This is a genomic window from Photobacterium sp. S4TG1 (assembly GCF_036040035.1).
Taxonomy (GTDB): Bacteria; Pseudomonadota; Gammaproteobacteria; order Enterobacterales; family Vibrionaceae; genus Photobacterium.
This window is the reverse complement of sequence record NZ_JAYXUH010000022.1, coordinates 41,231-66,019: the sequence shown is the minus strand read 5'-3', so window position 1 is coordinate 66,019 and position 24,789 is coordinate 41,231. Positions and strand designations below refer to the sequence as shown.

At 40.4% G+C, this 24,789-nt stretch carries 21 protein-coding genes and 1 pseudogene; 15 read left to right on the top strand and 7 right to left on the bottom strand.

Features of this window, described 5'->3' with window-relative positions:
- Positions 1-183 precede the first annotated feature (183 nt).
- A complete protein-coding gene (gene orn / locus VXS03_RS18600) occupies positions 184-729 on the bottom strand; it encodes an oligoribonuclease (RefSeq protein ID WP_327765338.1) in 546 nt (181 codons plus the stop codon).
- A gap of 72 nt (positions 730-801) precedes the next feature.
- Between orn and rsgA the strand changes: the two genes are divergently transcribed.
- The 3 genes from rsgA to VXS03_RS18585 all read left to right on the top strand — a co-directional run bounded on the left by rsgA (position 802) and on the right by VXS03_RS18585 (position 3,915).
- Positions 802-1,854 carry a small ribosomal subunit biogenesis GTPase RsgA gene (gene rsgA, locus VXS03_RS18595; RefSeq protein WP_327765337.1) on the top strand — a complete coding sequence of 351 codons (1,053 nt, stop codon included), beginning with the start codon at positions 802-804 and terminating at the stop codon, positions 1,852-1,854.
- 226 nt (positions 1,855-2,080) lie between these two features.
- A complete protein-coding gene (gene asd, locus VXS03_RS18590; RefSeq protein WP_327765336.1) occupies positions 2,081-2,947 on the top strand; it encodes an archaetidylserine decarboxylase in 867 nt (288 codons plus the stop codon).
- Between the two features lie 242 nt (positions 2,948-3,189).
- Positions 3,190-3,915, top strand: coding sequence for a carbonic anhydrase (locus VXS03_RS18585; RefSeq protein WP_327765335.1), 726 nt, complete (start codon positions 3,190-3,192; stop codon positions 3,913-3,915).
- A gap of 287 nt (positions 3,916-4,202) precedes the next feature.
- On the opposite strand, the gene epmA is transcribed toward VXS03_RS18585, so the two are convergent.
- On the bottom strand, positions 4,203-5,174 hold the full coding sequence (epmA, locus tag VXS03_RS18580; protein ID WP_327765334.1) for an elongation factor P--(R)-beta-lysine ligase: 972 nt from the start codon (positions 5,172-5,174) through the stop codon (positions 4,203-4,205).
- Between the two features lie 553 nt (positions 5,175-5,727).
- Here epmA and frdA point away from each other — a divergent pair.
- The 4 genes from frdA to frdD are packed head-to-tail and all read left to right on the top strand — an operon-like array spanning position 5,728 to position 9,059.
- Positions 5,728-7,557, top strand: a complete 1,830-nt coding sequence (gene frdA, locus VXS03_RS18575) for a fumarate reductase (quinol) flavoprotein subunit (RefSeq protein WP_327765333.1) — start codon at positions 5,728-5,730, stop codon at positions 7,555-7,557.
- Positions 7,557-8,297: a succinate dehydrogenase/fumarate reductase iron-sulfur subunit gene (locus tag VXS03_RS18570; protein WP_327765332.1), complete on the top strand. Its 741-nt coding sequence runs from the start codon at positions 7,557-7,559 to the stop codon at positions 8,295-8,297. Before frdA ends, VXS03_RS18570 begins: the two co-directional genes overlap by 1 nt.
- Positions 8,298-8,299: 2 nt before the next feature.
- Entirely contained in the window at positions 8,300-8,683 is a 384-nt protein-coding gene (gene frdC, locus VXS03_RS18565) for a fumarate reductase subunit FrdC (RefSeq protein ID WP_080158680.1), read from the top strand.
- A gap of 10 nt (positions 8,684-8,693) precedes the next feature.
- Positions 8,694-9,059: a fumarate reductase subunit FrdD gene (gene frdD / locus VXS03_RS18560; protein WP_080158681.1), complete on the top strand. Its 366-nt coding sequence runs from the start codon at positions 8,694-8,696 to the stop codon at positions 9,057-9,059.
- A 140-nt stretch (positions 9,060-9,199) separates the two neighbouring features.
- On the opposite strand, the gene efp is transcribed toward frdD, so the two are convergent.
- Complete coding sequence (efp, locus tag VXS03_RS18555; protein WP_045038111.1) at positions 9,200-9,766, bottom strand: elongation factor P; 567 nt, start codon at positions 9,764-9,766, stop codon at positions 9,200-9,202.
- A gap of 33 nt (positions 9,767-9,799) precedes the next feature.
- On the opposite strand from efp, the gene epmB reads away from it, so the two are divergent.
- From epmB to VXS03_RS18540, 3 genes are all read left to right on the top strand, one after another.
- Positions 9,800-10,822, top strand: a complete 1,023-nt coding sequence (epmB, locus tag VXS03_RS18550; protein WP_327765331.1) for an EF-P beta-lysylation protein EpmB — start codon at positions 9,800-9,802, stop codon at positions 10,820-10,822.
- Between the two features lie 461 nt (positions 10,823-11,283).
- On the top strand, positions 11,284-12,186 hold the full coding sequence (gene rimK / locus VXS03_RS18545; RefSeq protein WP_107277092.1) for a 30S ribosomal protein S6--L-glutamate ligase: 903 nt from the start codon (positions 11,284-11,286) through the stop codon (positions 12,184-12,186).
- A 418-nt stretch (positions 12,187-12,604) separates the two neighbouring features.
- Entirely contained in the window at positions 12,605-13,060 is a 456-nt protein-coding gene (locus tag VXS03_RS18540) for a molecular chaperone GroEL (RefSeq protein ID WP_327765330.1), read from the top strand.
- A 927-nt stretch (positions 13,061-13,987) separates the two neighbouring features.
- On the opposite strand, the gene groL is transcribed toward VXS03_RS18540, so the two are convergent.
- Both groL and VXS03_RS18530 read right to left on the bottom strand, forming a co-directional pair.
- Positions 13,988-15,631, bottom strand: coding sequence for a chaperonin GroEL (gene groL, locus VXS03_RS18535; RefSeq protein ID WP_327765329.1), 1,644 nt, complete (start codon positions 15,629-15,631; stop codon positions 13,988-13,990).
- Between the two features lie 42 nt (positions 15,632-15,673).
- On the bottom strand, positions 15,674-15,964 hold the full coding sequence (locus tag VXS03_RS18530) for a co-chaperone GroES (RefSeq protein ID WP_036788874.1): 291 nt from the start codon (positions 15,962-15,964) through the stop codon (positions 15,674-15,676).
- A gap of 207 nt (positions 15,965-16,171) precedes the next feature.
- Between VXS03_RS18530 and VXS03_RS18525 the strand changes: the two genes are divergently transcribed.
- Positions 16,172-17,536, top strand: coding sequence for an MATE family efflux transporter (locus VXS03_RS18525; protein WP_327765328.1), 1,365 nt, complete (start codon positions 16,172-16,174; stop codon positions 17,534-17,536).
- A gap of 71 nt (positions 17,537-17,607) precedes the next feature.
- Here VXS03_RS18525 and VXS03_RS18520 read toward each other — a convergent pair whose 3' ends face one another.
- The gene (locus VXS03_RS18520; protein ID WP_327765327.1) at positions 17,608-18,102 is read right to left on the bottom strand and encodes an FxsA family protein; all 495 of its coding nucleotides are present in this window, start codon (positions 18,100-18,102) and stop codon (positions 17,608-17,610) included.
- 446 nt (positions 18,103-18,548) lie between these two features.
- Between VXS03_RS18520 and aspA the strand changes: the two genes are divergently transcribed.
- The 4 genes from aspA (at position 18,549) to VXS03_RS18500 (ending at position 22,807) form a co-directional block, all read left to right on the top strand.
- Positions 18,549-20,009: an aspartate ammonia-lyase gene (aspA, locus tag VXS03_RS18515; protein WP_327765326.1), complete on the top strand. Its 1,461-nt coding sequence runs from the start codon at positions 18,549-18,551 to the stop codon at positions 20,007-20,009.
- Positions 20,010-20,121: 112 nt separating this feature from the next.
- Positions 20,122-21,429, top strand: coding sequence for an anaerobic C4-dicarboxylate transporter (locus VXS03_RS18510; RefSeq protein WP_327765325.1), 1,308 nt, complete (start codon positions 20,122-20,124; stop codon positions 21,427-21,429).
- Positions 21,430-21,548: 119 nt separating this feature from the next.
- The gene (locus tag VXS03_RS18505; protein ID WP_327765324.1) at positions 21,549-22,052 is read left to right on the top strand and encodes a thioredoxin family protein; all 504 of its coding nucleotides are present in this window, start codon (positions 21,549-21,551) and stop codon (positions 22,050-22,052) included.
- Between the two features lie 122 nt (positions 22,053-22,174).
- Complete coding sequence (locus VXS03_RS18500; protein ID WP_327765323.1) at positions 22,175-22,807, top strand: response regulator transcription factor; 633 nt, start codon at positions 22,175-22,177, stop codon at positions 22,805-22,807.
- An 86-nt stretch (positions 22,808-22,893) separates the two neighbouring features.
- Here the strand turns inward: VXS03_RS18500 and VXS03_RS18495 are convergent.
- Positions 22,894-24,759, bottom strand: a pseudogene (locus VXS03_RS18495) (hybrid sensor histidine kinase/response regulator); the annotation flags it as partial.
- Between the last annotated feature and the right edge of the window lie 30 nt (positions 24,760-24,789).

Below are 24,789 nucleotides of genomic sequence, written 5' to 3'. Positions count from 1 at the left end.
AACGACCTTCGGGTTATGAGCCCGACGAGCTACCAAGCTGCTCCACCCCGCGTCCGATTTTCAACAAAAGGAAACAAACTCGTTATCTCCTTTCGAGGCTGCGCATTATACGACTAAAACTACGGGATGCAATAGTTCTTAAACCAAAAAACGCAGATTATTTTCTAACTGCTTATTTTCACATCAAATATTGAAAATATGCTCACGATAATAGCGCAGTTCAGCAATAGAATCATGAATATCATCTAAAGCTAAATGACTACCTTGCTTAGAAAAGCCATCTAATAGCTCAGGCTTCCATCGGCGAGTTAATTCTTTAAGTGTACTCACGTCAAGATAACGGTAATGGAAATACTGCTCAAGCTTTGGCATATGCTTATATAGGAAGCGGCGATCTTGACCAATACTATTACCACAAATAGGCGAAGCACCTTGAGGTACCCATTGCTCTAAAAAATCGATAGTTTGAGCAACGGCTTGAGCTTCTGTAATCGTACTTTGACGAATACGCTCAACTAAACCACTATTAGTGTGTGTGTTTGTGCACCAATCATCCATTTTTTCTAATTCAGCTTCTGGCTGATAAATAGCTAAAACAGGGCCTTCTGCCAACACATTAAGCTGTGGATCTGTCACAACTGTAGCGATTTCAATGATTTTATGAGTTTCTGGATCTAATCCGGTCATTTCCAGATCTATCCAAATAAGGTTCTGATCGCTGATTGTCATTCGATATTGCCTCTTTTGTGACTAAACCATGTATGATAATACCGAAAGCCAACCAAACAGAACGATATTCTTGTGGCAAAAAAGAAAAAATTGACTCAAGGTCAGAGCCGACGCGTCCGCTCTAACCAAAATAAGCGCCTAGATCGCGCTAAAAATGAAATCCAATGGGATGAAGCTCTGTTGGAAAATGCCCGTGAAGGGCTAGTTATTACTCGCTTTGGCCAACACGCTGATGTTGAAGATCCACAAACGGGTATAATTCACCGTTGTAACTTACGTCGTAGTATTCAGAGCCTTGTTTCTGGCGATCGCGTTGTATGGCGTCCTGGTGTTGAAGCATTGCAAGGTATTGCTGGTGTTGTAGAAGCGGTACATGAACGCAAATCAATGTTGACTCGCCCAGACTATTACGATGGTGTAAAAGCTGTAGCAGCAAACGTTGACCGAATTGTGATTGTTTCATCAATATTGCCTGAACTATCACTTAACATTATTGACCGTTATATTATTGCAGCTGAAACTATCGGCATTAAGCCATTAATTGTGGTCAATAAAGTTGATTTACTCACACCAGAACAACGGGTTGACGTTGAGCGTAAATTAACGCAATACCAAAATATTGGTTATAGCGTACGTTTAGTCAGTACCGATACTGGTGAGGGGCTTGATGATCTCAAAGTTGATTTACAAGACCATGTCAGTATTTTTGCTGGTCAATCTGGTGTCGGTAAATCAAGCATGGTCAATGCTCTGATGCCTGAAGTTGAAGCGGATATTGGTGATGTTTCAACTAATTCAGGTCTAGGTCAACACACAACCACCGCAGCAAGATTATATCATTTTGCTGATGGCGGTGATTTGATTGATTCACCGGGAGTACGCGAATTTGGTTTATGGCATTTAGAGCCAGAACAAATTACAGAGGCTTTTGTTGAGTTTCGTCAATATTTAGGTGGCTGTAAATTCCGTGACTGTAAACACGGCAACGATCCTGGTTGTATTATTCGCGAAGCAGTTGAACGTGGTGATATCAGTCGTGATCGCTACAACAGTTATCATAAGATCATTGAAAGCATGTCGGAAAATGTGGCAAATCGTCAATTTTCACGCAACAAGCCAAACTGATAACCAATATAAAGCCTAACGAAATTTTTCATTTCCTTAGGCTTATTTTTTATCTGCTACAATCCCAATTAACACTGACAAGCTCAACTTACTCATGTCCTCTGTAATATCAGAATAACTGACATTATTAAAATAGTTCGGTATTATTGCGGGTTGACGTTATTCTTCCAAATAAGCAAAGAATAACTAACTTATTGATTAATTAATATTTACTGGAAGAATAATTGTGTTAGATAAGATTAAGATTGGCCTTCAATATAGTCTACCAAAACATGCATTAACCCGCCTAGTGGGTAAACTGGCAGCTTTTGAAGGTGGAAAACTCACCACTACCATTATTCGTTGGTTCATCAAACAATATAACGTCAATATGGCAGAAGCGCGTAATCCTGATCCAACTGCTTACCCAACCTTCAATGCTTTTTTTGTTCGCGAACTGATGGAAGGTGCGCGTCCAATAAATAATGATTCACAAATTATTAGCCATCCTGCCGATGCATGCGTAAGCCAATTTGGCCCAATTAAAGCAGGACGTTTATTTCAAGCCAAAGGTCACTATTTTAATGCTTGTGAATTATTAGGTGGGGATAGCGATTTAGCCGATGAATTTATGGGTGGTGAATTTGCGACATTATATCTTTCACCGAGTGACTATCACCGAGTACATATGCCATGTGATGGTGTGTTACGCCAAATGATTTATATTCCAGGTGATCTCTTCTCTGTAAACCCATTAACCGCAACTAACGTACCAAATTTATTTGCGCGTAATGAACGTGTTGTGTGTGTGTTTGAAACAGAGTTTGGCCCATTAGCTCAAGTGCTAGTTGGAGCAACGATAGTAGGCAGTATTGAAACAGTATGGGCGGGAACGGTAACACCACCAACAGGCCCTGAAGTTCGCCGTTGGGACTATCCAACCACAGGCGAACAAGCGATCAGTTTAAAGAAAGGTCAAGAAATGGGTCGTTTCAAACTGGGTTCTACCGTGATCAATTTATTTCCTAAAGACAGCATCCGTTTTGTAGAAAATATGCAACCACGTCAAGTCACACGTATGGGGCAACCTTACGCTGAAAATTTAGTTAAATAATATAAAGATATTGAAATACGGGGTGAGCATTACTCCGTATTCTCATTAACACCTAATACTGAACATCATTATTCCTATTAATGCCGTTATCTCATTTATATTGCACCAGCAATTTGGTTCTATTCCCTCATCGTATTTTCAATATCAAATCAAAAGATTACTATGTTAATGTTAGTCCATCGTCTCACAGATCAAGTGCTACGATTAGGTCGAGATAATTCGCATACTCAAAGGTAATCATCATGAAAAAAAACACAGTATCAGCGTTAGTACTCGCATTAGCGACTTGCTTCTCTCTTTCTGCACACGCTAATGCCGCGTGGGGATATGGCGATCAACAAGGCACTGAACATTGGGTTGACAGTTACCCGGCTTGTGGCGGTGAAAACCAAAGTCCGATTGACATTCAAGCTCCGATTCAAGCTCAAACACAGCCATTGCAAATTCATTATGATGGCAAAATCACTAGCCTAACCAATGACGGTCATACGATAGAAGCCAATGTAAGTGGCGATAATACCTTGGTTATTGATGGTGATACATACACCCTTAAACAGTTTCATTTTCACACCCCCTCAGAAAACTATATTGATGGTAAACAATACCCGCTAGAAGCGCATTTCGTTAACGTTGATGCCAACGGCCATATTGCGGTTATTTCAGTGATGTTTGAAAATGGCCCTCGCGCAAATAATGAATTAACGACGTTGCTAACAACAATTCCAACCAAGGGTGAGACGGTTGACTTTAATGGTGATCTAACTCCGAACGCACTATTGCCACGTGAACGTCAGTATTTCCGTTACAACGGCTCATTAACGACGCCACCATGTACGGAAGGTGTTCGCTGGTATGTTATGCAAAGTCATCTCACCAGTTCTGCAGCCCAAATAGAACAACTAAATCAAATGATGGGAGACAATAATCGTCCATTACAACCCATCAATGCCCGTATTGTGATCGATTAACCACTTACTGCAAATGATAATTAGTTGCATTTGTAGAAAAGGGACGATATAGTCATATCACGGTTAAAGCGCCTTGAAATCCAGCTCGTCGTTTAACTTAATCATAATTAATACCAAATAAGATCTTCGATATTAAATGCACGTTCCCTCAGCATAAAGCCAGTAATAAATAGTTACTAACTACAGCTGGTGCAGTGGATATTTGATGACAAAAAAGCACGGTTATTTTTACCGTGCTTTTTTACATTTACATCTTTTAATATCAAGATACAGAACAAGAATAACCGTTACGCTATTTCAATTGGAAAAGCCGTAACTTGATCAATATGATCGCGCTCTAATGCCAGCATAATCACGCGATCGATCCCTAATGCAACCCCTGCACAATCAGGAAACCCAGCCCGTAATGCTTCAACAAGGTTCATGTCAATCGGCTGAGGCTGAAGCCCCATGCTAATTCGTTTTTGATTATCATCTTCAAAGCGTTGCAACTGCTCATCACCATTAGCAAGTTCATGAAAACCGTTAGCTAATTCGATACCCTTAAAATAGACCTCAAATCGTTCAGCCACACGTGAATCTTGCGGATTTATCTGTGCTAAAGCCGCTTGTGATGCAGGAAAATCATACACAAAAGCCGGTACTTTTTTACCGATTTTAGCTTCAACACCAACACTGAATAACAATTGCAGCAAGGTATCGCGATCTTGCTCTGGTTCAGCAATATCTGCCAACCCTAATCGAGCAGCAACGGCTTTTAATTCAGTCATCGAGCCTTCAAGAGGACATACAGCCAATACATCAATAAATGCTTGTTGATATGTCATTTTTTCAGCAGCACCACAACCAAGTACTTGCTGTAACAACAAATCCATCTCAGCCATTAATTGGTGATGATCAAATCCAGGTCGATACCACTCTAACATTGTAAACTCTGGATTATGATAACGCCCAGATTCTTCATTACGAAATGACTTACAAATCTGGTAAATAGCACCACTACCCGCTGCTAATAAGCGTTTCATGTGAAATTCAGGACTGGTCATCAAATACAATGTTTGGCCAGCAGCATAACCAGGGCCAACAAATTCAGTTTTAAACGCATGCAAATGTACATCGGTTACCGTCGCCTGACTCATCGCCGGCGTATCCACTTCAATAACATCACGATCAGCAAAGAACTGACGAATGGTCGCAAGTAAAATAGCACGCTGTCTTAATTGAGTGATCTCTGCAGTAGGTTGCCAAAGCTGAGACATAGCCGTTTCTTCTTATAAAAAGGAAATAATGGTCTGATTTTAACAAAGTCACGATCTTAACCAAGCATTGCTCTAATTATATTTGCTTAATAATCACTCTTAATTATGAATATAAATAAACAGCATTAACAAACCGTCATACTCTCATCATAAAAATCAGTATTAAAAAATCACTCACCGCCGCATAAAAATAACAAATAACGCACAATCACCATCGCAATTATTACATCAGATATCCATCCTGTGCAGCTTATGGCTTATAAAATCTTTCACAGCAAAGCATTGCAACCAAAATATGAAACACATTATTAATGAGCTATAAACAATTGACGCCAAAGAAAACAAACCATTAACAATGAATAAACATGAAAATTTGTGACAATAATCACAAAGTCTGTAATCAGATTACATTTTTTGATTATTTCGTTAAAAAGACGCGTCTACATCATATTTTCTCTTAATGAGGTTTCATAAAATACGCGCTGGATTTCAAGGATAGGTACGCATGACGTACCTTTTCATTTTTTTACCGTCTTACCTTCGGAGGATAGCTGTGAAGACTATTACCACAGATATCGCTGTAATTGGCGCGGGTGGTGCAGGCCTACGTTCTGCCATCGCTGCTGCAGAAGCAAACCCAGAACTAGAAATTGCACTTATTTCAAAAGTCTACCCAATGCGCTCGCACACAGTTGCAGCTGAAGGTGGCTCTGCTGCTGTTATCAAAGACGAAGATAGCTTTGATAATCACTTCAACGATACCGTTGGTGGTGGTGACTGGCTATGTGAACAAGATGTAGTTGAATATTTCGTAGAGAATTCAACTCGTGAAATGATTCAAATGGAACAATGGGGCTGCCCATGGAGCCGTAAAGAAAACGGTGAAGTGAACGTACGTCGTTTTGGTGGTATGAAAGTTGAGCGTACATGGTTCGCTGCAGATAAAACTGGCTTCCATATGCTACACACCCTATTCCAAACATCGATTAAATATCCACAAATCAAACGTTACGATGAATACTTCGTGGTTGATCTTTTAATTGAAGACGGCGAAGTTCAAGGCTTAATTGCGATTCACATGGCGGAAGGTGAACTGGTTTGTATTAAAGCAAAATCAGTAATTCTAGCTACTGGTGGCGCGGGTCGCGTTTACCACTGTAATACTAACGGCGGTATTGTAACTGGCGATGGTATGGCAATGGCTTTCCGTCACGGTGTTCCACTACGTGATATGGAATTTGTTCAATATCACCCAACCGGCCTACCCGGTACTGGTATTTTGATGACCGAAGGTTGTCGTGGTGAAGGCGGTATTATCGTTAATAAAAACGGTTACCGTTACCTACAAGATTATGGCATGGGCCCAGAAACACCAGTAGGCGAGCCAAAAAACAAATACATGGAACTGGGTCCTCGTGACAAAGTTTCACAAGCGTTCTGGCATGAACAACAAAAAGGCAACACTATTCAGCACCCACTAGGTGATGTAGTAATGCTTGATTTACGCCACCTTGGTGAAGAATACTTACATGAGCGTCTACCGTTCATCTGTGAACTCGCTAAAGCATACGTAAACGTTGATCCAGCAAAAGAGCCAATTCCAATTCGCCCAACCGTACACTACACCATGGGTGGTATTGAAACTAACGGCACGTGTGAAACACGTATTAAAGGTCTATTTGCTGTTGGTGAATGTGCTTCTGTTGGTCTTCACGGCGCTAACCGTCTAGGTTCAAACTCACTGGCTGAATTTGTCGTATTTGGTCGCGTTGCGGGTGAACATGCCGTTAAACGCGCTGAAGAATTCAAAGGCTGGAATGACGCTTCAATCAATGCCCAAATTGACGCAGTACAAGCACGTATTGATGCTCTTATGGCACAAGAAGGTGATGAAAACTGGGCTCAAATCCGTACTGAAATGGGTCACACCATGGAAGCCGGTTGTGGTATTTACCGCCAACAAGATTTGATGCAAGCGACCATTGATAAGCTAGCAGAACTTAAGCAACGCTTTAAACATATTAGTATTCAAGATAAAGGCCAAGTCTTTAACACTGATCTATTGTATGCAATTGAAGTGGGTTATGGTCTTGATGTAGCAGAAGCAATGGCACACTCAGCGATTCTACGTACAGAATCTCGCGGTGCGCACCAACGTCTAGATGATGGTTGCACTGAACGTGATGATGTGAATTTCCTAAAGCATAGCTTGGCATTCTATAACAATGGCGATGCGCCAATTATTGATTACAGCGATGTGAAGATCACGAAATCACAGCCAAAAGCGCGTTTATATGGTGCCGAAGCAGAAGCTCACGAAGCACATGAAAAAGCACAAGCGCAGCAAGCAGCACAGTCAGAAGTTCAAGAGGAAAAGGCATAATGTCAGACAATCGCATTCAAAAAGTTGAAATTCTGCGTTATGACCCAGCAACAGATGCAGAACCATATTTACAAGCATTTGAAGTACCATTTAATGACACCATGTCAGTACTTGATGCACTTGGTTACATCAAAGATCATCTAGATAAACACCTGAGTTACCGTTGGTCTTGCCGTATGGCGATCTGTGGCTCGTGTGGCATGATGGTTAATGGTGTTCCTAAATTAGCTTGTAAGAGCTTCCTTCGTGACTACCCTAACGGTGTTAAAATTGAACCGTTAGCGAACTTTGCGATCGAAAAAGATCTTATTGTTGATATGACTCCTTTCATTGAGCGTCTTGAAGCAATCAAACCCTACATCATCGGTAACGATCGTACACCTGAAGACGGTACTAACCTTCAGACGCCAGAGCAAATGGCAAAGTACAAGCAATTTGCTGGCTGTATTAACTGTGGTCTTTGCTACGCCGCGTGCCCACAATTTGGTTTAAACCCTGAATTTATCGGTCCCGCAGCGCTAACACTGGCACACCGTTACAACCTTGATAGCCGTGACCATGGCCAACATGAGCGTATGGCATTAATCAACAGTGAAAATGGTGCTTGGGGTTGTACGTTTGTGGGTTACTGTTCTGAAGTATGTCCAAAGAGCGTTGATCCAGCAGCTGCTGTAAACCAAGGCAAAGTGGAATCATCAAAAGATTTCGTTATTGCAATGTTGAAGCCTCAGGAGGCATAAGGATGAGCAACCGTAAACCTTACGTTCGTGAAATGACGCGTACTTGGTGGAAAGACAGTTCTTTCTACCGTTTTTACATGCTGCGTGAAGCAACTGTATTACCGCTAATTTTCTTTACTATCTGCTTAACCTTTGGCTTAGGTTGTTTGGTAAAAGGTCCTGAAGCATGGCAAGGTTGGCTAAATTTTATGGCTAACCCAATTGTGATCATTCTAAATATTATTGCGTTAGCGGGAAGCTTATTCCACGCACAAACGTTCTTTAGCATGATGCCGCAAGTGGTGCCAATTCGCATCAAAGGCAAGAAACTCGATAAGAAAATTATCGTTCTTGCACAGTGGGCAGTTGTTGCTGTCATCACTGCCATTGTTTTAGCGCTAGTTTAAGGAGCCGCTCGTGATTAATTTACATCCAAAACGTTCCGATGAGCCAGTATGGTGGAGTTTATTTGGTGCCGGTGGTACTTGGTTTGCAATGATCACGCCAGTCACTATTTTAGTGCTTGGCATCATGGTTCCACTGGGTATTATTAGCCCAGAAGCCGTTAGCTACGATCGTGCTGCAGATTTCGCAACCAGCTTTATTGGCGCATTATTTGTGATTGCAACCCTATCACTCCCAATGTGGCATGGTATGCACCGTCTACATCATGGTATGCATGACCTTAAGTTTCATACCGGTGTTGTAGGTAAAATCGCTTGTTACGCTGCTGCGTTCTTAGTGACTGCACTATCAATCATCTTTGTGTTCATGATTAAATAATCATTGATACCCAAACTAAAAAAGCACCGCTCTTTCGCGGTGCTTTTTTATGGCTGTAATTTAGTCTGCAATCATTCATGATAAATTTTAGCCAACAAAAAAGGCCGCCTAAGCGACCTTCTTTAAAGCTCAATATGAAATTACTTCACACGGCTTACGTATTCACCTGAACGAGTATCAACTTTGATAACTTCGCCAATTGCGATGAATAAAGGAACACGTACTACAGCGCCTGTAGTTAGTGTTGCTGGCTTACCACCAGTACCTTGAGTATCGCCTTTAAGACCAGGATCAGTCTCTGTTACTTCAAGCTCAACAAAGTTTTGAGGAGTAACAACGATAGGGTTACCGTTCCAAAGCGTTAGCGTACACGCATCGTTTTCTACTAACCATTTTGCATTATCACCAACCGCTTTTACATCAGCTGCGATTTGCTCAAATGTTTCATTGTTCATGAAATGGTAGAATTCACCGTCGTTGTATAGGTAATCAAGTTCAGTATCGATTACGTCCGCAGCTTCAACTGATTCGCCTGATTTAAACGTTTTTTCAAGAACTTTACCTGAAATAAGTTTACGGATTCGTACGCGGTTGAACGCTTGACCTTTACCAGGTTTAACAAATTCGTTTTCGATAATGACACACGGTTCATTATCAAGCATAATTTTCATTCCGCTGCGGAATTCATTGGTGCTGAAAGACGCCATTCTAATCCTCTTAACATCTTCGAGTTGTATTTAATGTCGCATATCATACCCCGAAACGTGCCATCTGTTGAGCAAAACTGGCTGAATGATCTAGCTAATGCGATATCTGATCCCTTAAAGCTACTCAATTGGCTTAAAATTGATCCAACACCTTGGCAAAAAGGCCTTGCTGCTAAAAATTTATTCGCGCTTCGTGTTCCTGTAAGTTTTGTCGAAAGAATGGAAGTTGGCAACCCATACGATCCATTGTTGCGCCAAGTACTGCCACTAGAGCAAGAATTTGAAGTTCATAAGGGCTACTCAACCGATCCTCTTGATGAACAAGATAACCCCATTCCAGGGCTATTACACAAATACCATAACCGCGTATTAATGATAGTTAAAGGCGGTTGTGCAGTAAATTGTCGTTATTGTTTTCGACGCCACTTTCCTTATCAAAATAACAAGGGCAATAAAGCGGTATGGCAACAAAGCCTTGATTACATCGCAACCCAACCACAAATTAACGAAGTGATCTTATCCGGTGGTGATCCACTAATGGCAAAAGATCATGAATTAACATGGTTGCTCGAACATATCGCCACTATTCCGCATATTAAACGGTTACGCATTCATAGTCGGTTACCGATAGTTATTCCACATCGCATCACACCAGCACTGTGTGAATTGTTTGCCAGCAGCCGCTTACAAATTATCATGGTGACCCATATTAACCATGCCAATGAAATCAATAATGAGCTAACCTCGGCGATGACACAGCTCAAGCTCGCTAATGTTACCCTGCTAAACCAAAGTGTACTCCTTAAAGGGGTTAATGACTCCGTCACAGCGCTAACAGACCTCAGCGAAGCCTTATTTGACGCAGGAATACTGCCTTATTACTTACACGTACTGGATCACGTACAAGGCGCTGCACACTTCTTTGTCAGTGATCAACAAGCACGCACCCTAATGGCAGGGTTAATTAACAATGTCTCAGGCTATCTAGTTCCTACATTAGCGCGTGAGATTGGTGGTAGAAACAGTAAAACACCGCTTGATCTTTACCTCGAATAATCACTATTAGTGGATATTTTCGCCTCACTAGAGCTAATTTCCCTTATTCTTTCATCTGCTTATTGCTGACTCATCATTACGAGTCAGCAATAACGCCACCTTAATATCAACGCCAATCTATAACGTACAGCTTTTCCCACTAAAAACACCAAAAACATAAACTTACTTTTATGCCTGCCATGAACCTCATAAATTTAACGCGTAAGCTGTTGTTTTATAATGAGTGTGCAGCTTGTACAGCTTTGGAGGTTATATACATCAAAAGCATTTGACCTATAATGTTACTTTTAATGTATTGCTAATTTTTTGCAGATCACCATTAAAAAAAATCATCGTGGCAGATCTCGATTTTTCCTTGATTTACGTGCATAGTCGCGCCTCATACAGCAGCCCTTTATCGTATTAGGCGTTCGCCAAACGTCGTCGCTGCTGCCAACTCGCTCCCTAACATGAGTATCGCAATGAAAATTGGCATTTTGTCACAGGACGCAAACTTATATTCAACCCGCCGTTTGCGTGAGGCTTGTCAACAACGAGGCCATGAAGCGGTTATCATCAATGCCCTTCGCTGTTATATGAATATCAACTCAGTTCAACCTTCAATTCATTTTGAAGGTACTGATCTTATTGGCTTTGATGCCATCATCCCTCGTATTGGCTCAGATATTACCTTTTATGGTTGTGCTGTATTACGTCAATTTGAAATGATGGATGTGTTTTCTGTAAATCAATCTATTGCGATTTCACGCTCTCGTGACAAACTACGTTCATTACAATTATTGAGTCGCCAAGGTGTTGGCATGCCAATTACAGGTTTTGCAAGTAAGCCTGATGATGTATTGGACTTAATTAAAATGGTTGGCGGTGCGCCATTAGTTATCAAACTATTAGAAGGCACTCAAGGCATTGGGGTCGTACTTGCAGAAACTCAAAAAGCAGCAGAAAGTGTTATTGAAGCATTTATGGGCTTAAAAGCTCACATCATGGTTCAAGAATATATAGAAGAAGCTGGCGGTGCAGATATTCGTTGTTTTGTGATTGGCGATAAAGTTATCGCTTCCATGAAACGTCAAGCAGCAGAAGGTGAGTTCCGTTCAAACTTACACCGTGGTGGTAGTGCATCATTAGTTCGCATTACACCCGAAGAACGCAAAACGGCTATTGCTGCAGCAAAAGCTATGGGGCTCAGTGTCGCTGGCGTTGATTTATTACGCTCAAAACGCGGACCACTGATCATGGAGGTAAATTCCTCTCCTGGTCTAGAAGGTATTGAAGCGGCAACAGGCAAAGATATTGCTGGTATGATCATTGATTATATTGAAAAAAATGCAGGTAAGAGCCGTCGTCATCTACAAAATCAATAAATTATAGTCATTATGAATTTAATAAGCAGCCCAGACATGGCTGCTTTTTTATCACCCAGCCAATAATGAACATATTTTTCAAAATAAGACAGCTAAAAGGTGTACATTTTTAACATTTTCTCGCAAAAGAAAATAACCAACATAAGTCATTGATATTAATACAAAAATAACCGTACAGCTTTTTTTGCTTTTTACTCGACGAACTAATGTTTTTGGATTGCCGCGTTACAAATACTCACTCTTGCGATGTTATTCAAAGTAATCCACTTCAATTCCTCCTCAAAAGAGACTGTTATCTATAATAAATGTGATCTTTAAAACACTCAGTAATCAAGGTGTTGATTAGTACTACCTCGTACAATCGAATTACGTTAACGTATAAACCATATAGTGTTCATAAAACAAGAAAGGATAAGTAATGATTGATTATAACTATGCCGTTGAAATGGTAGAAGATGAACAGGCATATAGTATGGGGCAGGTAAATACTAATGATGTTCCAGCAGAAGCGCTTACCACTTACACCCAGCTACTTTCACAATTACTGCAACAGCCAGAACAAGGTAAGCGTTATGCCGGCTTTGGCTTTGAAGGTGCAGAGAAATTAGCATTCAGTGCGTTACAAATTACAGAGCACGATCAAATTGGTGCAGGAATGGTCTATAACCCAGATGATAATGGTGACAATTTTGTTTTAATTGGCCGTGTCTTCTTTAGCATCAAAGAAAGCAAGGTTTCATTCAACATGGAGCCAAATGCTGATGATGTGCTAGTACAAGGTGATGTTGATTTACGAGGTTACATTCAATCATTTGTAATTTGCTTTATGGCTGCATGGGTCGCTTTAAATCAAGAACACCTACCTAACGAGTAAAAGCTATCTTTGCTAGCGTACATATTTAGATTGCCTCTGTTTATGACAGGGGCTTTTTTATGCCGATAAGATTGACTGTCACCGTAGAGCGAATGCCAACTGGTACGTACAGCAATGTTGTATAATATCAGCTTTTTTGTGCACATTTTTAAACACTCCAGCCCAACAACATTGCCAACCATTAAATCATTGATTATAAACAATAAAATATCCGTACAGCTTTTCGCGCTTTTTACTGTGTCAGCTATGCTTTAGACTATTGTTTTAACTTAGTCGATATTACCTCTCTGCGAAGTATTATATTTACCCCACCTTTAACCAATACTATGAAATTTTAAAGTAACGTTGTACCGCTCACCTAAGGATCAATTAGACCACTAAAAGTAGTACATAAAGCAAATTACCATTTAAAGATAAATTTATATACATTCAATCAAAAGGATCTATTTAGTAAAAAATAAAACAGATTATTAAATAGATGTAAAATTAACTTAAATAACAAAAAACAATAAAAAGACTCTATATATAGACAAAGCTGTACTTTCATTTGTTTTGTTTTTTATCCATATATTTACTCCAATCGAGATTCGTTTTAATTTATTAAAGACTTATCTCTATAGTAAATAAATATAATTACTCCAACCATTAGAAAACGATCACATTTTATTCAAAAAAACAGCTAATAGATGTACTTATTTTAAAGGTGTTACACAACGGATTTATCAAGGCTTAAGTTATTGTTTTTATTTAACTTTATTTTTGTGCAGCTTTTCAAGGAATATTCCCAGCGAACGGTACACATAAGATAGGTAACAATAAATAAAAGAAGACAAAATAATGGCAATAAAAAAGCCGAGCTATGCTCGACTTTTTATGGCGCAAATTTTTATAACAAAGAGATCTTAATCTCTCTCGTTATAAATGAATTTACATCATACCGCCCATGCCACCCATACCGCCCATACCACCCATATCAGGCATTGCAGGAGCATCAGAAGCTTTATCAGTGATCATTGCTTCTGTGGTGATCATAAGACCTGCTACAGAGGCTGCAAACTGAAGTGCAGAACGCGTTACTTTTGTTGGATCAAGAATACCCATCTCAATCATATCGCCGTATTCACCCGTTGCAGCGTTGTAACCATAGTTACCTTCACCTGCACGAACGTTATTAGCAACAACAGATTCTTCATCACCCGCATTCTTCACGATTTGACGAAGTGGTGCTTCCATTGCACGAAGTGCTACGCGGATACCCACATTTTGCTCTTCGTTATCACCAACAAGGTTAACAACTTTAGATGCAGCGCGAATAAGTGCTACACCACCACCGGCAACCACACCTTCTTCAACAGCAGCACGAGTTGCATGTAATGCATCTTCTACGCGATCTTTCTTCTCTTTCATTTCAACTTCAGTTGCTGCACCAACTTTGATAACAGCTACGCCGCCAGCAAGTTTAGCGACACGCTCTTGAAGTTTTTCTTTGTCGTAGTCAGAGGTTGCATCTTCGATTTGTTGACGAATTTGTGCAACACGACCTTGAATCATGGTTTCTTCACCAGCACCATCAATGATAGTAGTGGTTTCTTTAGTAATAGTAATACGCTTAGCTTGACCAAGATCTTCTAGTTGAACTTTCTCAAGCTCTAGACCAATCTCTTCAGAGATAACAGTACCAGATGTTAGTACCGCGATATCTTGTAGCATTGCTTTACGACGATCGCCAAAGCCAGGCGCTTTAACAGCAGCAACTTTTACGATACCGCGCATATTATTCACAACCAATGTTGCTAGCGCTTCGCCTTCAACGTCTTCTGCAACAATAAGTAGTGGACGAGAAGCTTTCGCTACGCCCTCTAATGCAGGAAGAAGTTCACGAATATTTGAAACTTTCTTATCAACCAATAGGATGAATGGGCTTTCTAAATCTACAGAGCCCGCTTCTTGGTTGTTAATGAAATATGGAGATAGGTAACCGCGGTCAAACTGCATACCTTCAACAACGTCTAATTCGTCTTGAAGTGCTTGACCTTCTTCAACCGTAATAACACCATCACGGCCTACTTTTTCCATTGCTTCTGCAATAAGGTTACCAACAGTTGTGTCAGAGTTTGCAGAGATTGTACCTACTTGCGCAATAGCTTTAGTATCAGCACAAGGAACAGATAATGCTTTTAGTTCTTCAACCGCAGCAACGACAGCTTTATCGATACCACGTTTAAGATCCATTGGGTTCATACCCGCAGCAACGGCTTTTAGACCTTCAGCAATAATTGCTTGAGCAAGTACTGTTGCTGTTGTTGTACCGTCACCCGCCGCGTCATTCGCTTGCGAAGCCACTTCTTTAACCATTTGTGCGCCCATGTTCTGGAACTTATCTTCAAGTTCAATTTCACGCGCTACAGATACACCATCTTTAGTGATAGTGGGTGCACCAAATGATTTATCAAGCACAACATTGCGACCTTTAGGCCCTAATGTTACTTTTACCGCATCAGCTAGAATGTTGACACCTTCTAGCATTTTAATTCGTGCGTCGTTACCAAACTTAACGTCTTTAGCAGCCATCTTGGGATTTCCTTTCTTAATTCTTAATTTAATGTGATCGGATTATTCAACGATTGCCATAATGTCATTTTCAGACATGATAAGAACTTCTTTACCGTCAATTTTTTCAGTCTTAGTGCCGTAGCCTTCTGCAAAAATAACCACGTCGCCCACTTGTACATCTAGTGGTTGTACGGTGCCATTTTCTAGAATGCGACCTTTACCTACAGCAAGGATTTTACCGCGAGTAGATTTTTCAGCCGCAGAACCAGTTAACACGATGCCACCGGCAGACTTAGATTCAACTTCTTGGCGTTCAACGATAACTCGGTCGTGTAAAGGACGAATGTTCATTGGTCGTCTCTCCTGATAATTAAGGTAATGTCCATGATTTGAAGCCAACAAGCACTCACTTGTATGACTTTCTATATGGTTAAGATGTTGGGTCTAATTTCTAAATCCCAAGGTTAAAGACGCTTTTTTTTGTTATTTATTTGAGAAATTTTGCCCGATCACACACTTTGCATTAGGGTATGCAGGCATCCTTATTTTGAGACCATTATGGCAACATTACCCAAGTCAGATAAACATGGATTATTATCGGCCCCCATTCATGATGCATTACGTCGTTTAACGGTGCCAATGGTGTTTGGCATGATCGCGATTTTAATGTTTAACTTAGTTGATACTTTCTTTATTTCACGATTAGGCACTAATGCTCTAGCAGCCGTCAGTTTTACCTTTCCCGTCACCTTTGGTTTGAACTGTATCACCATGGGAATGAACGTTGGCATATCAACCAGTATTGGACGCATGCTTGGTCAAGGTGATAATCACAGTGCCGCACGTATAACAACGCATGGACTATTATTGAGTCTGTTATTAATGATCATTGGATCTATTATTGGCTTGCTCACCATTAAACCGTTATTTACTTTAATGGGTGCGTCAGCTGAGTTATTGCCCATTATCGAACAATATATGACAGTGTGGTACATCGCGATTCCATTACTGGTGATCCCGATGGCTGGCAATAGTGCTATTCGTGCCACTGGCGATGCCAAAAGTCCGGCTAAGATCATGGTGATCGCGGGGGTCATGAACGGCTTATTAGATCCATTATTGATCTTTGGCTATGGCCCTTTTCCAGCATTAGGTGTAAAAGGCGCAGCCATTGCCAGCGGTATAAGTTGGATATTTGCCCTTATAGCTTCGCTACATCTGCTTTATAACCGCGAAAAATTACTGATTGTTCCTCAGTGGCGTAGATTAAAAAGCGATTGGCAACAAATCCTGCACATCGGTGTACCTGCTGGTTTATCGACAGCCCTAAATCCACTTTCTGGTGCCTTATTAATGGCGATGCTAGCAAGCCAAAGCACAGCTTCGGTGGCCGCTTATGGCGCGGCAATGCGAGTTGAATCATTATTAGTAATAGTGATGATGGCACTTAGCTCTGCATTAATGCCTTTTATGGCGCAAAACTTAGGTGCACAAAAACCACAGCGAGCATTTAGTGCACTATTTACGGCTATGCACTTTGCTATTGGCTTTCAATTATTGGTCTTTATTGCCATGGTTCCACTGAGCATGCCACTGGCAGCTCTCTTTTCAAAAGACATCACGGTCCAAAATCAGTTGTGGCATTACTTATTAGTCGTGCCCGCAAGTTATGGATTACAGGCAATTTGTACCTTGTTAATTAGCGCTCTCAACGCATTACATAAAACCATTAATGCTCTATGCTGGAATCTATTACGCCTATTTGTATTATTAGTACCTATCGCATGGATCGGCAGCCATCTTTATGGCACCAAAGGGCTCTTTCTTGGTATTGCTATCGCTAACATGATCAGCGGCATCGGTGCTTATTTATATGCTCGAAAACTACGTAAAAAACAGCTATCACTCGTCGAATTAATATGAATAGCATGAATAAAAAAAGCAGCCGAGGCTGCTTTTTTATTTCTGTTCTTTTTGTTTCTTTAATGTTGCAGTTACGGTAATCGATGATTGGAATTGTTATTGCTATGATTATCTTTACGCTCATATTCACCATCAAATACATCACCATTAGCTGCATCATCAGAATGACGGTGATGTGAAAAACCACCACCAAAATGAGTAAAATTACTTTTTAACGTAATTTTTTGCATCAAGATTTGTGCAACTTTAGCCCGTGACGGTGGTAACAATAAGATTAAACCTAACGCATCCGTCATAAATCCAGGCGTTAATAATAAAACGCCCGCAACCGCAAGTAACATCCCTTCGATAATTTCTTGAGTTGGCATTTCACCTTGTTGCAACTTGCTTTGAACCAAGGTTAATGTAGCAATACCTTGGCTTCTCACTAACGATGCACCAATCACCGCAGTAAAAAAAACGATCGCAATCGTAGGCCATAAGCCCAATAAACCGCCCACTTGAATAAATAAGCCAATTTCAACCATTGGCACCACAATAAACAGTAACATTAATAGTGGAAACACACTCTGCCCCTTATCTTTAAATGGTTTTATGCTGATGCTCTGCTATGAACATTACCTGATTATCCATTTAATTACTCATTACAAATTTTATTGGCCAATTCAAATGTGTTAACAAATAAAAAAAATACAATTTGAGTTGGCTCCAAAAAACACAAAGCCATACCTACAATTCATTCACATCTTGTCATTTTTATTCATTTTACGTGTAAAACAACGTGCTACTGTTAACAGAAAGTGTGAAAGAGATCGCGTTTCCGTGCAAAGATTAACAAGCCCTCGTAAAAAGTGATCTGGATTATGTTTTTAGCGGTTGAGGGGAGTATTATCGGCATCAATTAAGGTGTCAGGTATGATCATCTCGCCACAACTTTGCGACAATGGATTATCGCTACAACTGTTGGCTTACTTATTGATTTTAATTATGAAGTTTTGCAAAGGGCTATATTATGTCTCAGATGATTGATCTTGAAAAAAATGAAGCAACAATCAATGTCGCAACTCGTATAGAAGAAGATCTACTTGGCGAACGCCATGTTCCTGCAGATGCTTACTGGGGTATTCATACTCTACGCGCAATTGAGAACTTCAATATTTCGAACACAACAATTTCTGATGTTCCTGAATTTGTACGTGGTATGGTTTTCACCAAAAAAGCAGCAGCAATGGCCAACAAAGAGCTTGGCGCTATTCCTTCTGATATTGGTAACTACATTGTTCAAGCCTGTGATCTTATCCTTGAAAGCGGCCGTTGCATGGATCAATTCCCATCAGACGTTTTCCAAGGTGGCGCTGGCACATCTGTTAACATGAACACCAACGAAGTTATTGCTAACCTTGCACTTGAAATCATGGGTGAAGAGAAAGGTCGTTACGACATCGTTAACCCAAATGATCACGTCAATAAATCACAATCAACTAACTGTGCTTACCCAACAGGTTTCCGTGTTGCGGTTTATAACAGCATCATCAGCATGTTAGAAGCATTAGATTACTTAAAAACAGCATTTGACGTTAAAGCAACTGAATTTGCTAATGTATTGAAAATGGGCCGTACTCAACTTCAAGACGCCGTTCCTATGACGGTTGGTCAAGAATTCCATGCTTATGGTGTATTACTAAAAGAAGAAATTAAAAACCTTCAATACACAGCGCAGCTACTACTTGAAGTTAACCTTGGTGCAACAGCAATCGGTACTGGCCTAAACGCTGCAACAGGTTACCAACAGCTATCAGTGCAACGTCTTGCTGAAATTACAGGTCTACCTGTTGTTGCTGCAGAAGATTTGATCGAAGCAACATCAGATTGTGGCGCTTACGTAATGGTTCACGGCGCACTAAAACGTACAGCTGTTAAATTATCTAAAATTTGTAACGACTTACGTTTACTTTCTTCAGGCCCACGTACAGGTCTAAACGAAATTAACCTACCTGAAATGCAAGCTGGTTCTTCTATCATGCCAGCTAAAGTAAACCCAGTTATCCCTGAAGTAGTTAACCAAGTTTGCTTTAAAGTTATTGGTAATGACACCACTATCACTTTTGCAGCAGAAGCAGGTCAATTACAGTTAAACGTAATGGAACCAGTTATTGGCCAAGCGATTTTCGAATCAATCAGCTTACTTAAAAATGCATGTATCAACCTACGTGATAAGTGCATCGAAGGTATTACAGTTAACAAAGAAGTCTGTGAAAGCTACGTCTTTAATTCAATCGGTATCGTGACTTACTTAAACCCATTCATTGGCCACCACGAAGGTGACATTGTTGGTAAGATTTGTGCCGAAACAGGTAAAAGTGTACGTGAAGTCGTGCTTGAGCGTGGATTGCTGACTGAAGAGCAATTAGATGATATCTTCTCTATCGAGAACTTAATGCATCCTCAATATAAAGCGAAACGTTATAACTAAACACGTTAGCACCTGAGAATACCAGCGGATTGTCACTTGATTATCCGCTTTTTTTTTGCAAACAAATCCTCTTTTTGATTTTATCTTTTAAACTTTGGACAGGAAAAATTCTATGACTGGAATTGAACTCTTGGTCGTTCTGGGCTTTATTTATTTAGGCTCCAGAATTGGCGGTATCGGTATTGGTTTTGCCGGCGGTGCTGGTGTGTTGGTGTTATCACTCGTTTTTGGTATGCCTACCAGTGAATCATTAATCCCTATCGACGTTATTCTTATTATTATGTCAGTCATCACCGCTATTGCAGCAATGCAAGTTGCCGGTGGTATGGACTGGCTAGTAGAGCTTGCAGAAAACTTCCTTCGTAAACATCCTAAACGTATTACATTCTATGCTCCTATTGTTACTTATTTAATGACAGTGTTAGCGGGTACTGGACACACGGCTTTCTCAACACTTCCTGTTATTGCTGAAGTGGCTAAAGGCCAAGGCATTCGCCCTTCTCGCCCCCTTTCTATTGCGGTTATTGCCTCACAAATAGCGATCACAGCTTCACCAATTTCAGCGGCTGTGGTGTTTTTCTCTGGTATTTTAGAGCCAGTAGGCGTGAGCTACATTACGCTGCTTGCTATTTGTATTCCAACAACCTTCATTGCTTGTATGGTTGGCGCTTTTGTCGCTAACTTTATGGGTTGTGAACTAAAAGACGATCCTGTTTATCAAGATCGTTTAGCCAAAGGCTTAGTTAATATTGAGCAAAAAGGTAAACGTGAGATAAAACCAACAGCACGTAAAGCGACCTATATTTTTATTACCGCGATTGTACTTGTTGTATGTTATGCCGCAGCTATCTCTCACTCTATTGGTTTAATTACTGATCCAACACTGGGCCGTAACGAAGCAATTATTGCCGTAATGTTAACGTCTGCTGCTGCAACAGTATGGATCACTAAAATTGATGCCGCTGAAATTCCATCAGCCCCAACATTCCGTTCAGGTATGACTGCATGTATTTGCGTACTTGGTGTTGCATGGCTAGGTGCAACGTTCGTTAATGCGCATGTTGATGGCATTAAAGAAGTGGCTGGTTCATTACTAAGTAGCCACCCTTGGATGCTTGCATTGATTCTATTCTTTGCTTCAATGTTACTTTATTCACAAGGTGCAACTACTACCGCATTAATGCCTGCAGCTCTTGCTATTGGCGTGGCACCACTAACCATGGTAGCTTCCTTTGCGGCTGTTAGTGCATTATTTGTATTACCGACTTACCCAACGCTATTAGCTGCGGTAGAAATGGATGATACCGGTTCAACGAGAATTGGTAATTTAGTCTTTAACCATCCATTCTTCGTTCCTGGCGTCGTTACTATTGCAACATCCGTTGCGTTAGGCTTCTTATTTGGTAGCTTTATTTTATAATTAGTAACCAATATTCAATAATTAAAAAGCTGCTCTTGAGCAGCTTTTTTTGATTGTGACTCTATAATTATTAAACCTTAGATAGCAGCGTCATAAATACAAATAACAAGGATGTCGTAATGATGACAATAAAAATAAAGTACACCTTGGTATGTTTGATACTAATATTTACGGCCACCATAAGTGGTTACTTACTTTTATTTCAGCCTTCACCACAAGCACTCACCTTTACTCCCGTCAATTCAATTTCAGAATTGAAACGCGCCCTGAAAACAGCAGCGAAACAACAACGCCCGGTACTACTCGACGTCTACGCCGAATGGTGCTCTCCCTGCATAGCTTTAACTCAACAAACCTTTCCTGCAGCAAAGGTAATTCCTCAACTCAAAAAATTCATACGCTTAAAAGCCAATGTTACGGCTAATACCAGTGCTGATATTGCACTAATGCATCATCTTAGCGTGATTGGTTTTCCTAGTTTATTATTCTGGGACACGCAAGGAAATCCATTGCCACAAGTTAGAATAAGCGGTTTTATTAATGCCGACGATTTTAATCGCCATTTACAACAAGCGGTCATTTTCCCCGCTGTATCGTCAGGCTCACAAAATAATGCGCAATGACAAATCAAATTACAAAATCGAGGACTCAAGCGCGATCAAGATCCGATCTCAACTCTGAGAAAATTGCACCCTTGTTACCGAAATGTTAGCGTAAAACACTAATAACAATAATAGGCTCAACTATGGACGTTCAATACACCATTGTTATCGCTGATGATCACCCATTATTTCGTAATGCTCTCTTGCAATCGATTCATATGGGGATCAGTAATACCCATCTATTAGAAGCTGACTCTCAAAATTCTTTATTTTCACTATTAGAAAAAACAAAAGATATCGACTTACTGTTACTCGATCTCAAGATGCCAGGCTCTAATGGCATGTCTGGCCTCATTCAGTTACGGCAACAGTACCCAGAGCTGGCAATTGTGGTTATTTCTGCCAGTGAGGAAAAGGAAGTTGTGCAGCAAGTTTATAATCATGGGGCATTTGGTTTTATTCCTAAATCTAGTGATATGCATGTCTTATTAAATGCCTTAAAACAAATTATTAATGGCGAACCTTATTTTCCAACAACATTTAATGACACTCACCAACAGCTACCAACTAAAATTGCAGCATTAACACCACAACAATATAAAGTGTTAATTATGCTGACGGAAGGTTTACTCAATAAACAAATTGCCTCTGATCTCAATGTCTCAGAAGCTACGATAAAAGCACATTTAACGGCTATATTTCGTAAGCTTGACGTTAAAAATCGCACTCAAGCAGTGATCTTATTACAACAATTAGAAATCAATTCACTCGCTTAATAGTCTTTATAAACTCTCACTAACAACTTCCCTTATCAACATGCCAAATGACGCTCTAATTTGAGCGTCATTATCTTTATTTATCATTAACACTCAACGCGATTACTCGTTAGGCACTGGTTTAATATCGCTCGTAATTTAAGTGGCTTAACAGGCTTACTTAAAAAACTAAATCCTTGCTGGTTAATCAATGTTTGTTTTTCAGTTAATCGATCTGCGCTAATTAAAACGCCTTTAAAAGGGAAATTAAGTTGGGATCGACACCGCTGTAAAATGTCCAATCCTGTTTGTTGTTTTGCAAGGTGGTAATCACTGATAATAACCTCAGGTTGCCAACCATCAGCTAATAATTGTTCAGTCTGGGTTTTATCTTCAGCAACGCGTACCTCACAATGCCATAATGCTAATAACGTCATCATCGCTTCTAAAATCTCAGGCTCATTATCAATACAAAGTACTTTCAATCCATCTAATGACGAGCTCGATGCTGGCGGTGATATCATTGCAGATAGAGGCAATATTGATGATGTGGTTCGTGGTACAGATAAGGAAAAAACAGTGCCTTGTTGCGGCCATGAACGTAGCCCTAATGGATGATGTAACACACGAGAGATACCGCGTGCAATTGCCAGCCCTAACCCTAAACCATGTTCTGCGCCAGTCCTATCCATACGTGTAAATTCATCAAAAATATTAACTTGCTTTTCACGCTCAATTCCTGGGCCATTATCCCAAACTTCAATGACAATACACGATCCCTGACGACGTACACCTAACAATACGCGGCCTTTAGGATTATAACGAAAAGCATTAGTTAAAAAGTTTTGTAAGGCTCGTCGCAATAATTTACTGTCTGAAAGGATCACGGCTTCACTCATCACCACGCGAAAATCAATCTGCTGTTGTTGGGCTAACACTCCAAATTCAGCTTGTAATACACTTAAGACATCACTGACTCGCAATGGCACAATATGGGCTTCCAGCTTACCGGCTTCTAGCCGCGAAACATCTAACAGATCACCAATCAAATCTTCCGCTGCGCTTAGCGCACTGGTGATATGAGCCGCGAGACGAGCGCTATGAGGATCAGAGCTCACCTCAACTAATGATGATGAAAATAATCGAGCAGCATTAAGCGGCTGCATTAAATCATGGCTGACTGCAGCTAAAAATCGGCTTTTAGAATGTGCTTGAGATTCCGCCTGTTGCGTTGCAATAATCAATTGCTGATTTAATTGTTCTAATTGTTGCGTCCGTTTTTTTACTCGCGCTTCTAAAGTCTCATTTGATTCTTTTAAAGCCATTTCAGCTTGGCGAAACACCGTAATATCACTGAAACTCATCACAAAGCCACCACTAGGCATCGGGTTACCTTGCACTTCTATCACTTGACCATTAGCCCGAACTCGAGACGAAGTATGTGGTGTTCTTTGTTGTAGGTGTTGAATTCGCTTAGCAACATGCAGCTCCAAATCACCACTACCACACAAACCTTGGCTAGCGTTATGCCGAATCACGTCAGCAATCGGACGTCCCACTTGAATTAAGCCAATCGGAAATGAAAATAACTCAAGGTAACGTTTATTCCATGCCACCAGCCGTAATTGGTTATCAACCACAGCGATACCCTGACTAATATGTTCAATTGCGCCTTGTAATAAACCGCGACTAAAATCAAATATTTCAGATGCTTCATCAACAATGGTTGCCACATCCTCTAATTGCATGTCACGACCTTGCAATGCAGAAGTAAGTACTAACTTTGCAGATAACTCACCAAATACAGAGGCGAGAACTTGTTCTGTATATGAAATTATTGCAGGCGATGCTTGCTGTTCAGCAACAAGCTGACATTGTTGCTGCTTGGAAAATTGAGCAAAAGCGTGTTGAATGCGTTTATGTCCAACAAACCTTGCTGCTAATAGTTCAAGTTCCCCGATGGTAATTTGTGCATCCATTCTCAAGCTTCCTTTATCATCCTA